Annotated in this window: 12 protein-coding genes and 1 pseudogene; 12 read left to right on the forward strand and 1 reads right to left on the reverse strand. The window is 40.5% G+C overall.

Annotated features, from left to right (window positions below):
* Positions 1 to 132: 132 nt before the first annotated feature.
* Positions 133 to 855 (reverse strand): folate-binding protein YgfZ, encoded by a 723-nt coding sequence (locus tag L6C30_RS07285; protein WP_230244005.1) that lies wholly within the window; start codon positions 853 to 855, stop codon positions 133 to 135.
* A gap of 256 nt (positions 856 to 1,111) precedes the next feature.
* On the opposite strand from L6C30_RS07285, the gene acnD reads away from it, so the two are divergent.
* From acnD to L6C30_RS07345, 12 genes and pseudogenes are all read left to right on the forward strand, one after another.
* A complete protein-coding gene (gene acnD, locus L6C30_RS07290) occupies positions 1,112 to 3,718 on the forward strand; it encodes a Fe/S-dependent 2-methylisocitrate dehydratase AcnD (protein ID WP_230244006.1) in 2,607 nt (868 codons plus the stop codon).
* A 458-nt stretch (positions 3,719 to 4,176) separates the two neighbouring features.
* Positions 4,177 to 4,320: a zinc ribbon-containing protein gene (locus tag L6C30_RS07295; protein ID WP_004972403.1), complete on the forward strand. Its 144-nt coding sequence runs from the start codon at positions 4,177 to 4,179 to the stop codon at positions 4,318 to 4,320.
* A gap of 106 nt (positions 4,321 to 4,426) precedes the next feature.
* Entirely contained in the window at positions 4,427 to 4,999 is a 573-nt protein-coding gene (locus L6C30_RS07300) for a DUF4126 domain-containing protein (RefSeq protein WP_070152908.1), read from the forward strand.
* A gap of 562 nt (positions 5,000 to 5,561) precedes the next feature.
* The gene (locus L6C30_RS07305) at positions 5,562 to 5,813 is read left to right on the forward strand and encodes a DUF6868 family protein (RefSeq protein ID WP_004972400.1); all 252 of its coding nucleotides are present in this window, start codon (positions 5,562 to 5,564) and stop codon (positions 5,811 to 5,813) included.
* A 118-nt stretch (positions 5,814 to 5,931) separates the two neighbouring features.
* Complete coding sequence (locus L6C30_RS07310; protein WP_230244007.1) at positions 5,932 to 6,645, forward strand: SIMPL domain-containing protein; 714 nt, start codon at positions 5,932 to 5,934, stop codon at positions 6,643 to 6,645.
* A gap of 121 nt (positions 6,646 to 6,766) precedes the next feature.
* The gene (locus tag L6C30_RS07315; RefSeq protein WP_070152914.1) at positions 6,767 to 7,432 is read left to right on the forward strand and encodes an RluA family pseudouridine synthase; all 666 of its coding nucleotides are present in this window, start codon (positions 6,767 to 6,769) and stop codon (positions 7,430 to 7,432) included.
* Positions 7,433 to 7,708: 276 nt separating this feature from the next.
* On the forward strand, positions 7,709 to 8,689 hold the full coding sequence (locus L6C30_RS07320) for a DUF5660 family protein (protein ID WP_236162756.1): 981 nt from the start codon (positions 7,709 to 7,711) through the stop codon (positions 8,687 to 8,689).
* Between the two features lie 163 nt (positions 8,690 to 8,852).
* Complete coding sequence (locus L6C30_RS07325) at positions 8,853 to 9,230, forward strand: ribonuclease E inhibitor RraB (protein ID WP_019837763.1); 378 nt, start codon at positions 8,853 to 8,855, stop codon at positions 9,228 to 9,230.
* A gap of 115 nt (positions 9,231 to 9,345) precedes the next feature.
* Positions 9,346 to 9,711, forward strand: coding sequence for a DUF488 domain-containing protein (locus tag L6C30_RS07330; protein ID WP_236162757.1), 366 nt, complete (start codon positions 9,346 to 9,348; stop codon positions 9,709 to 9,711).
* A gap of 103 nt (positions 9,712 to 9,814) precedes the next feature.
* Positions 9,815 to 10,156: a zinc ribbon domain-containing protein YjdM gene (locus tag L6C30_RS07335; RefSeq protein ID WP_230244009.1), complete on the forward strand. Its 342-nt coding sequence runs from the start codon at positions 9,815 to 9,817 to the stop codon at positions 10,154 to 10,156.
* A gap of 238 nt (positions 10,157 to 10,394) precedes the next feature.
* A pseudogene (locus L6C30_RS07340) lies at positions 10,395 to 10,721 on the forward strand (YegP family protein).
* 159 nt (positions 10,722 to 10,880) lie between these two features.
* Positions 10,881 to 11,948: a DUF1176 domain-containing protein gene (locus L6C30_RS07345; RefSeq protein WP_236162758.1), complete on the forward strand. Its 1,068-nt coding sequence runs from the start codon at positions 10,881 to 10,883 to the stop codon at positions 11,946 to 11,948.
* Positions 11,949 to 11,989: the final 41 nt, after the last annotated feature.

Raw genomic sequence — 11,989 nt, forward strand, 5'->3', positions numbered from 1 at the left:
GTTTTGTAGTGGTGCATTCATCATAAGTTGAAAAGTGTGAATGTAAATATAAAAACTGTGAATTATTCAAATCACAGAAAAGAACGAGGGAATCTTGTGATTCCCTCGTGATATAACCAATTTTTTTTAAGTCTATTGCGGGCGGGCGACATCGCCATTTAAATGTTCAGGTAAATCTAACACTTGTACAGATAATTCTTGCAAAGCATTGGGTCTAGCAACCACTAACGCTTTAAAGCCATCTGCAGTTGCAAGGCTGTTCACCACTTCCATATCATTATTCAGTTTGGCGGCAGGTGCAGGGACTTCGCCTGAACCCTGAATTAAATGCAACCAGCGTTTTGGTTTGGCTTTAAACCATAAACGTGCCACCACTTCCTGACCCAAATAACAGCCTTTGTCGTAATGCACGCCATCTCGTTGATGCAAACGCAATTCCTGTGGCTGAAACAATTCTGCTGTTGAGGCTTGAATCCACGCTTGACCTGCGTCAATGGCTTGTAGCTGCCATGCATTTAAATCAGTGACTTCAACTGAAAACTCCGTTTGATTGCCCTGAATGGTTGGGTAAACCGTACCGATGGTTTCAAGCTGCATTTTTGAAAATGCACCAAACTTTTTAATGTGTTTGGCTAAATCTTCTGCTTGGTCAGCTGTGCTGACGATTTCAAAGCATTCAGACGTGATTTTTTTAAGCCACAAACCAAACTGAACGCGTCCTTTTAAACTACAAATTGCAGTATAACGCGTTGTATTTTCAGCTAATGTTTCGACATTGATCGTTACCTGACCTTGCAGGAATTTTTGTGCATCGACACCGTTTAAACTTAAAGCACAGAAAGCTAAATCGCGCATGAATAACCTTTCACAATGAAATCTAAGACTAAAGAATGAGGTCAATTTTGCGCTATTTTTGAAAAAAAAGCATTTTAAGGGCAAGAATTTTACACAAAATGTAATTAAATATTTCAAAAAACCCTATTTTTATACTTAAGTTTATGAAATATATAAGATTTGGGAAATGGGTTTTTGGCAGCGTACAATGCTTTCGACGGGTGGAAACAATCATCCCATAAGATGTTGAGAACAATAGAGTAAGGGCGAATACCAGATGAATAACAACTACCGCAAACCGCTGCAAGGCACTCAGCTCGATTTTTATGACGTGCGTCAAGCCGTTGAAGATATCCAGCCAGGCGCTTATGCCAAACTTCCATATACCTCAAAAGTACTTGCAGAGCAGTTAGTGCGCCGTTGTGATCCTGCAATTTTAGAACAATCTTTAAAACAGTTGATTGAACGTAAACAAGAGCATGATTTTCCGTGGTATCCAGCACGTGTGGTATGTCACGACATTTTAGGTCAAACCGCATTGGTAGATTTGGCAGGCTTGCGTGATGCGATTGCCGATCAAGGTGGTGATCCATCTAAAGTGAATCCTGTAGTGCCAACCCAGTTAATTGTCGATCACTCTTTGGCAGTGGAATATGGCGGTTTTGACCCAGATGCTTTCCGTAAAAACCGTGAAGTGGAAGATCGTCGTAATGAAGACCGTTTCCACTTTATTGAATGGACGAAAACTGCGTTTGAAAATGTTGATGTGATTCCTGCAGGCAATGGCATCATGCACCAGATCAATCTGGAAAAAATGTCCCCAGTGATTCAAAACCGTGAAGGCATTGCATTCCCAGATACTTGTGTCGGTACAGACTCACATACACCACATACCGATGCTTTGGGTGTCATTTCTGTGGGTGTAGGCGGTCTTGAAGCTGAAAACGTAATGTTGGGTCGTGCTTCTTGGATGCGTCTGCCAGATATTATTGGTGTTGAGTTGGTTGGTGAGCGTCAGGCAGGTATTACGGCAACAGACATCGTGTTGGCTTTAACCGAGTTTTTGCGTAAAGAGCGTGTCGTCGGTGCTTATTTAGAATTTTTTGGTGAAGGCGCAGATAGCATGTCGGTGGGTGATCGTGCCACGATTTCCAACATGACTCCGGAATATGGTGCAACTGCTGCCATGTTCTATATCGATCAAAACACCATCGACTATTTAACCTTAACAGGTCGCGAAGCAGATCAGGTCAAACTGGTTGAAAGCTATGCCAAAGAAATTGGTCTTTGGGCATCTGAAATGACTCAGGCAGAATATCCACGTGTACTACGTTTTGACCTTTCAACGGTAACTCGTAACATTGCAGGTCCATCGAATCCGCATGCGCGTGTTTCAACATCTGACCTGAAAGAAAAAGGCATTGCGGGTGTGGTAGAAAACCGTACTGATGGCTTGATGCCAGATGGCGCTATCATCATCGCAGCAATTACTTCGTGCACCAATACTTCAAACCCACGTAATACTGTAGCAGCAGGCTTGTTGGCACGTAAGGCTAATGAGCTTGGTCTTGTGCGTAAACCTTGGGTGAAATCATCTTTTGCGCCAGGTTCTAAAGCCGCAGCATTGTATTTGGAAGAAGCAGGCGTACTCAAAGACTTAGAAAAACTTGGTTTTGGTATTGTGGCTTATGCATGTACCACCTGTAACGGTATGTCTGGTGCATTAGACCCAGCGATTCAACAAGAAATTATTGACCGTGACTTATATGCGACCGCGGTACTTTCGGGCAACCGTAACTTCGATGGTCGTATCCATCCGTATGCGAAACAAGCTTTCTTGGCATCTCCACCATTGGTTGTGGCTTATGCGATTGCGGGTACCATCCGTTTTGACATCGAAAAAGATGCATTAGGTACAGATCAAAATGGCAACCCAATTTACTTAAAAGATATTTGGCCATCTGATGCTGAAATTGATGCTTTGGTGAAAGAGTCAGTTAAACCTGAACAATTCCGCCAAGTGTATATCCCAATGTTTGATTTGGGTGAGTCAGAAAAATCTGAAAGTCCGCTATATGACTGGCGTCCACAAAGTACTTATATCCGTCGTCCGCCGTATTGGGAAGGTGCATTGGCGGCTCCACGTACATTAGCCAATATGCGTCCGTTGGCAATTTTGGGCGATAACATCACCACAGACCATTTATCTCCATCGAATGCGATTGTTTTAGATTCGGCAGCAGGGGAGTATTTGGCAAAAATGGGCTTGCCAGAAGAAGATTTCAACTCTTATGCAACGCACCGTGGTGATCACCTGACGGCACAACGTGCAACTTTGGCGAATCCAAAATTGTTTAATGAAATGGTGGTACGTTCAGACGGCACAATTAAGCAAGGTTCTAAAGCGCGTGTTGAGCCAGAAGGCGAAGTAATGCGTATGTGGGAAGCGATTGAAACCTATATGAACCGTAAACAGCCGTTAATTATTATTGCAGGTGCGGATTATGGTCAGGGTTCTAGCCGTGACTGGGCTGCAAAAGGTGTGCGTCTTGCTGGTGTGGAAGCAATTGTCGCTGAAGGTTTTGAGCGTATTCACCGTACCAACTTGGTGGGCATGGGCGTATTGCCACTTGAGTTTAAAGCGGGTGTAAACCGTAAAACTTTAGGTTTGGATGGTACAGAACTCTATAGCGTGATGGGTAATATTGCGCCACGTTCAGACTTAACTTTGGTGATTGAGCGTTCAACTGCAGACGGCAAAAATCAAATGATTGAAGTGCCTGTGACTTGCCGTTTAGATACCGAAGAAGAAGTGTCTGTATATGAAGCGGGCGGTGTATTGCAACGTTTTGCACAGGACTTCTTGGAAGGGAATGTGGCTTGATATTTAGTCCATAGCTGATTGAAATTTATTCTAAAAGACCCTATCTTGATGATGGGGTTTTTAGTTTTTAAGATTGCAGTAAATATAATGATAAATTTGTATATGAAAAAGGCTTTGTTGCACAAATATTTCATAACTATATGATTTTAAAAGTTTTGATTAATTTTTAATCCAAAATTAAATTTATTTAAATCAGATGCTTACATATTTATGTAACAAAGCCATTCACTGTTAACAAATTTAGAAATTGAAACCCTGAAGGTGTATAAGTTTATTTTTTGAAAGTTGTTTTAACCCGTTATACTTTTTATGTGAATCTCTAAAAAAAATCGGCTTAATTTTCTAACAAAATCATCCTTCGCCCAACTGCCCTCATCACCTGTCAAAATGGACAATAGACAATCATCACAGAATAGATATACTGGATTGACCATTTCTAAATCATACGGAGAACAAAGATGGTAACTGCAGGTGATAAACCAGGAACAGGCTTCTATTTTTGTGTCCAATGCGGGCATCGCGTTTACTTAGAAATTGGTACAGACCGTCTACCACCGTGTACCAAATGCCATGGCACCCAATATAACAACAAGGTTGCCTAAGCTACACGACATAAAACAGCAGATCCTGTTTTAATCTAAAGCCCTATCACCCGATGGGGCTTTTTGCTATTTTAGCCATAGAAAACCCAAGGCAATGAGGTAGAACATGGAAACAATACTCGGTTTATGTGTCGGCATTGGGCTAAGTGCTGCCAGTGGTTTTCGGGTTTTTGTGCCTTTGCTGGTCATGAGTGTTGCGGCGCTCATGGGTTGGTTTGAACCTTTAAAAGGTTTTGAATGGTTGGCAATGCCTGCGGTTTGTCTGGCTTTGACTGTGGCAACAATCAGTGAAATTGCTGCGTATTATGTGCCGTGGGTCGATAATTTACTCGATACCGTGGCAACACCTGCTGCCATGATTGCAGGTACACTCACCACAATGGCTGTAAGTAGTGGTGAAATGTCGCAATTTACCAGTTGGGCTTCAGCCATTATTGTCGGTGGCGGTACAGCAGGTGTTGTGCAAATGAGCACAGTGGCGGTGCGTGGTGTATCAACGGCAACCACAGGCGGTGTTGCGAATCCTGTAATTTCAACAGGAGAGTGGATTGGGGCTGCCGTACTTTCAGTGTTGTCTTTCGTTGTGCCTGTATTGGTGGTGTTTGTGGTGGTTATTGCTTTAATTTGGGCGATTCGCTGGATTCGAGGCAAAAAGAAAGTTGTTGAATCGTCCACATAGATTTTTGGTCAGTTTGAAAATATTCAAAAATAAGTGTGGTAATAAATTTAATATTTAAGCTTTATTTGATGGTTTGTGCGCATAAAAAATGCCTATTTGGGAAATTTTTTAAAATATAACTTAAAAAGTGATAAAAATTTTAAAAATAAATCAAAATAAAATCATTTCGGGGAAACAATCCCATCCTCAAATCACTACTATATATCTCAAGGGTGTGATGGGGATCGAAAAGAGTAGATTGCTACCAGTTGCGTACAACGTGCGTGTAGTACTTACCCAAAAGGTCTCGATTCGGCTTAGGACGCTATAAATCAGAAGTTTATAGGCTATAAGATCATGACTTATCCAGCATGATAGTTGAAGTAAACCACAGTTGTTTTCCCTAACACCCTAAAGAACATTGTTAAAAATATAAAAAATAAAACAAGATTAAGAAATAAAATTAAGAAAAAATAATAACTTAAATGAATTTTAAACCATCTTTCCGCTACAAAACTCCCATCAAGTTTTTCGTTTAAATCTGTTAATTTGTAATGATCATCCACATCTAATTAGGTGGGATATGAGTGTTGATTACGATTTTTGGTGTCGTTTATTACTGACCTGCGCACTGATTAACTATGCCATTTTAATGCTGTGGTTTGTGGTGGTGATTTTCGCGCATGACTGGCTTCGACAGTTACATGGCAGATGGTTCAAACTGTCAGATGCAAGTTTTGATGCCATTCATTATGGTGGCATGGCAGTCTATAAAATTGGGGTATTGCTATTGAATATCGCGCCACTTATCGCGCTGTATATGATGCGACCTTAATTTAAAACTCGATAAACAAGCATCGAAAAGCATAGAAACATCGCTTTAAACAGTACATTAAAAACACACGGTCATCGAAATAGAGGCGAAAAGCCCGCAATTTGAGGAGTTGGTAAACATGAATCAATTTAAACCTGCACTGATTTTAGGCGGTCTAATTTGTTTGGGGATGGTGCTCGCAGGTTGGATTTTGGGCAATAGCGCACTTAAAATTAAACAATATGAGCGTGTGGTTTCAGTCAAAGGTTTGTCTGAGCGTGAAGTAAAAGCCAATGTGGCGGTATGGCCAATTCGTTTTAGTACAGCCAGTCAAGACTTGGCAGCGTTATATGACACCATGCAAAGCCAAACCTCTCAAATTCAAAACTTTTTAAAAAATGAAGGTTTTAGCCCTGAAGAAATGACCATTGCAGCACCTGTAATTACCGATAAATATGCCCAGCAATATGGAGGCGATGGCAATGTCGCTTTACGTTATACCGCACATCAAACCATTACGGTCTATACCAAAAATATTGATAAAGTGCGCAGCGCACAAAGCCGCTTGGTCGATTTAGGTAAAAATGGAATAGCCTTTGGTGGTGAAGATTATGGGCAACGCACCGAATATTTATATACCCAACTTAATGACATTAAACCTGCCATGATTGAGCAAGCCACACAAAATGCCCGCAGTGTTGCAGAAAAGTTTGCTGCAGATTCTGATAGTCGTTTAGGCAAAATTAAATCGGCCAATCAGGGTGTATTTAGTATTGAAGACCGTGACAGCAATACCCCTTATTTGAAAAAAGTTCGTGTGGTGTCTACGGTGGAATACTATTTAGCAGACTAAGTTTGGCAGACTAAGCCAATTAAAAATCTAAATTTTACATAAAAAAGCACATCGCCCGACTGAATTGACAGCTCGGGTTGTGCTTGATATTTTGCCCGCACCACTTTGCGTGCTGTAGTTCATGGCTTTAAACGACAACTTTATTTACGCACCTCCACAAGATCCGTTAGTAATTGTCTATGAAGATGACGATTTACTGGTGATTGATAAGCCTGCAGGTTTATTGTCTGTGCCTGGACGTTTGCCTCAACATCAAGACAGCGCATATTTAAGAGTGCTCGCAAATTATCCTCAGGCAAAAATTGCCCATCGTTTAGACATGGCCACCTCAGGTATTCTCATGTTTGCCAAGCATCGTGATGCAGAAGTCGCATTGAGTAAAATGTTTCAGGCACGAACAGTAGAAAAAAACTACATTGCTTTAATTCAAGGCAAACTTGAAGGTGAGGGCAGTGTCGATGTGCCTTTAATTACTGACTGGGAAAACCGTCCACGCCAAATTGTGCATTTTGATTTAGGTAAACCTGCGCAAACGCTGTATCAAGCTTTGGAATATTGTGCGGTTGAAGATATTACCCGTGTTTTGCTCACCCCAATCACAGGACGTTCTCATCAGTTACGGGTACACATGCAATATATTGGACATCCCATTACAGGCGATAAGTTATATCATCCTGAACCGAAAAAAAGTACTTTAGGTCGGATGGCGCTGCATGCCAGTTATTTGGCTTTCACGCAACCTTTAAGCCAAGTTCCTGTTGCAATTCGAGCACAGCTTCCTTTTTAGGGATTTTCGGATTTAATTTTCTAACAGGCGCATATTTTTCAATTTTTTTGTGAAAATACTCAAAAATTGGGATAGTCTTCGTGCCGCTAACTCGCTAACGTATCCTTAGAGCTTTAGTTATTCATTTGCCTTGGCATAAATGAAGGAGATGAATGACTCGCTGTTTTAAAATTTTGTGTTTTTGAGTGTGGTGGGCTGTCAAAGCGGGTTAGAAAGCGTCTTTAAAACTGAAGATGACTTTTCAGCATCTGGCAGACCAATGCGGGGTAGAGTCATATGCTGTATAGTTATATGCTGTATAGTTATATGCTGTATATATTGGCTGCAATCATTATTGTATTGGTGGTGATTATTTTTTGGCAATCTCAGCGTAGCCGTGAGTTATCTGCCAGCATTCAATCTTTACAAAGCAATTTAGACCGCACTCGCTCCAATTTAGCGTCCGATGAGTTGGAAAGTAATGAATTAGAGCATCAGCTGGCTGTGCTACGCATTGAAATAGGCAGTTTAAAAGGTCGTTTAGAAACCTTGCAGAACTATCAACATATTTTAGACGTTGAGAAATATGTATTAGAACGTCGCCAACAAGTTGAAATGTTTGTAGAAATGGTTAAATCCGAAGCGGAAAATACGCGGGAGCAGTGCAAGCAACAAGTTGAAAAAGTCCGAGATTTTTTAGCCGAGCATGAGCAAAAAACCAAAGCCAAAATGCTTAAAACTGCACAAGATCAATTGGGTGCTTTTTATAACTTGGTTGAAGAACGTCAGCAACTCGAACAGATTATGACCGCGCTGTATCATAAAATTGAAAATCATACGCCTGATTTTCAGTTGCCTGCTCAGCAGCTATTGGATGATCTGATTGAAGGTTATGGCTACAGTGATACAGCACAACACTTGCAGCAAGTACGACACAAGATTCAAGATGCAGTCAAAAATCAAGAAGTTGCGCATTGTGCTTTTGTCGATGAGCAACGCCGTCTAGCGGCAATGACGTTACTGACTCAAGCATTTAATAGCAAAGCAGATTTATATTTGGCGCAGCTGACTGAACATAATTTGGCTGAATCACTTCAAGCTTTGCAGGATGATTTTACTTTGCTGAATCATTATGCGGCTGCATTTGGACACGCAAAAATTCTGGACTCTTATTTGACACTTCGACAAGAAGAATTAAAGTTTGCCGCTTTGCTGTTGGCATTTAAACAGAAAAGCTCTTGTCAGACGCCACAAATTAAACTGGCTGCAAATGCTTAGAGCAATTGCGGTGTCTAAATACAAGCTTTTGGGTGTTTCAGACTAAAGTCAGTGTATAACGAAATGAAAATTGAGTCCTTAGGGCAAATTTGTGCTATGTTGAATTCACTATTTTGTCACTTGCCAGATATATATTGGCTAAAAAGATAACAAGGATATTCGCATGACACGTGACTATGAACAATTCCCTGATGATGATAATGGCAATGTACTTTGGCAAATGCATGAAGATGGGGATGACCTGACAGAGCCACATGAGATTGAGTACTCCATCGCATTTACCACACAAGAACAAGCTGAAAAATGTGCTTTGTATTTGTTGGCTGAAGAACAAAAAATTTCATTATTCCAAGATGAAGAATCTGACGCAGTTGAATGGATCATTACCATTTATGTTTACATGGAACCAGAGTATTCAGACATTGTTGATTTAGAACAATGGTTCACTAAAATTGCTGAAGAACATGGCGGTGAATACGATGGTTGGGGCTGTATGGCTTACGTCTACGATGATGAAGACGAAGACGATTACGAAGATTAAATCGGTTATCTGAAAAGCATGTGTTGATCACATGCTTTTTTATTTTTAATACATAATCTGCTGCCTAAAACTCTGGCGCTGATGAAGACATCATGAAAGATGCAGAGGTGAAAATATGGATATTGCAATGAAACGCGCTTATCTTGAAGCGACTCAGGCAGATGGAACACGGGTGCTAGTTGATCGTTTATGGCCGCGTGGTGTGAGTAAAGAACGTGCTCGTATTGACTTATGGCTCAAAGAAATTACGCCCTCGACTGAACTGCGCAAATGGTATCATCAAAACCCTGAGCAACATTGGAATCAGTTTCAGCAGCGTTATACAGCTGAATTAGCCCAACAACACGCTGCAGTACAGGCATTACGTGAATTGGCACAGCAACAGAAAGTTACTTTAGTCACAGCAGCTAAAGATGAGCAGCACAATCATGTGGTGGTGTTAAAACATGTTTTGGAGCAATCTTTAACATCAATGGATTAAAAATCCATCGTATGATTCTATGCATTATCCTTATGCTTTGTAATACTTTTAAGTTTATGAAAATTAAATAAAAAATGCTACAATATAGTTTTTGAGGTTTTTTATGTCTTTGCCGAATTGCTCAAAATGCCAATCAGAATACACTTATCAAGATGGCGACCTGCTGATTTGTCCTGAATGCTCACATGAGTGGAAAGAAGGGGAACAGCTTGAAGAAACTGCTGCTGTGATTAAAGATGCAAATGGCAACGTGTTGGCAGATGGTGACACGGTAACTGTGATTAAAGACCTGAAAATTAAAGGTTCTTCGGCAGCTGTAAAAGTGGGGACCAAAGTGAAAAATATTCGCTTAATTCCAGAGGCAGCAGATGGTCATGACATTGATTGTAAGATTGATGGTATGGGTGCTATGAAATTAAAATCTGAATATGTGAAAAAAGCTTAAGTTAAATAGATTTCAATAGCGCAGGTAACTTGAGTGACCTGCGCATTTCGGGGTTTATTTAAGTATATTATGATTCAAATTGAGCAAAAATAACTTTAAGAATGTACAAAATTAATACTGCTTTCTTGTACCTAAGCTCTTTATCTTCTAGCGAAAAGAATAGTTTTTAGACAATATAATTGCTAGCATCATTGAACAATATACTTCACCACTCCCAAGAAAACTGGGGGCAATAGTTATGTCTGGATGGTTTGAGATTTCATAAGCAAGCAATGTTCAGTACCGCTTTGAATTTAAAGCGGGCAATGGCGAAATTATCTTAACCAGTGAACAATATAAGGCAAAAGCTTCTGCTAAAAATGGCATCGCTTCAGTACAAAAGAATAGTCAGGATGATGCACGTTATGATCGACTGACATCTAAGAATGGTAAGCCCTATTTTAATTTAAAAGTTGTTAATCATCTAATTATTGGGACAAGTCAGCTTTATACTTCTGAACAATCACGTGACAAAGGAATTGAGTCGGTGAAAACTAATGGCGCAAGTGCCACGGTCAAGGTTTAACGCAGGAATCGTAATCTTTTACAGAAAATCTTGATGTTCAATTGCATTAGAAAAGTATGCTGTGGCGTGTTTTTTATTGAGATAAGTAGGCAAGGCGCTAAATTCAGCCTAGATGAAGCCGTTAAATCATAGATGATCATTTCAGGAGTTGTGAAGATCATGAATTTCATATGCAATCTAAAAATGTTGCTGGCGATCAGTGGTTTGTTAGGTAGCGTTAGTATTTTTGCAGCCCCTATCACTACTGAAAAAACGATTGCTTCAAGCCAGTCGACTGCTTTACAAGGATTGTATTTTCAGCATCAAGATTGGGAGTTGGCTTGTGATAATACAGGAACCTGCCGTGCCGCAGGATACCAAAGCGATGATGATTTTGAACAACCGATTAGCATGCTATTGACCCGTCAAGCAGGTGCAAAGACTGCTGTACAAGGGCAATTGCAAATTCAGGAAGATATTGCTCAAGCGACTTTATTTTTAAATGGGCGTGTTTTGCAACAATTAAACTTTCATGAGCGTATCGCCCATTTATCTGCTGCCAGTGTGCAAAAGCTGTTGGCACAGGCGCGTAAGCATGTGGTAATAGAGTTGAAACATGCTCAACAACGCTGGAAATTGTCTGGTGCAGGCATGAGTGCGGTATTGTTAAAAATGGATGAATTTCAAAAGCGTGTGGACACAGACTCTGCAATATTGGCAAAAGGCAATCAAGCATCCACGCAGGTCTTAAAAGCGCAAGCGATACCTAAAATCAATATTCTCATGCAGCCTCAATACCGAACTACCAAAGCACAGCTGCTTAGTGCAGCCAGTGCAGAAAAGTTATATCCGATTTTACAGAAAACCGTAGATCGTGAAGATTGTTATATGCTGTTTGAACCTGAACAAGCTGAACAGCAAATTCATACTTATCCTTTAAATCAGGATAGGGTGTTGGTTGAGGCAAGTTGTTGGCGAGGGGCTTATAATTGGGGTGTGGCTTATTGGGTCATGGATAAAAAATTGCAAAAGATACAGCAATTTGTAACCGATTCTGCTTCAGAGTTCAGCAACGGTCAGATTTTTGCTTATCTAAAAGGGCGTGGAATTGGCGATTGTTTTAGTCAAATTGAATGGGCGTGGAATGGTCAGCAGTTTGTCAAAAGCTATCAATTTGATGCAGGACAATGCAAAGGTTTTGCAGGCAGTGCGTGGGAAATGCCAAGCTTTGTCAGTAAGCTTGAATAGATAATGTCCACCAATAAAAGCTGAAATTTTTTAGATAAATC

Source organism: Acinetobacter sp. KAM396, assembly GCF_021602765.1.
Classification (GTDB): domain Bacteria; phylum Pseudomonadota; class Gammaproteobacteria; order Pseudomonadales; family Moraxellaceae; genus Acinetobacter; species Acinetobacter towneri_A.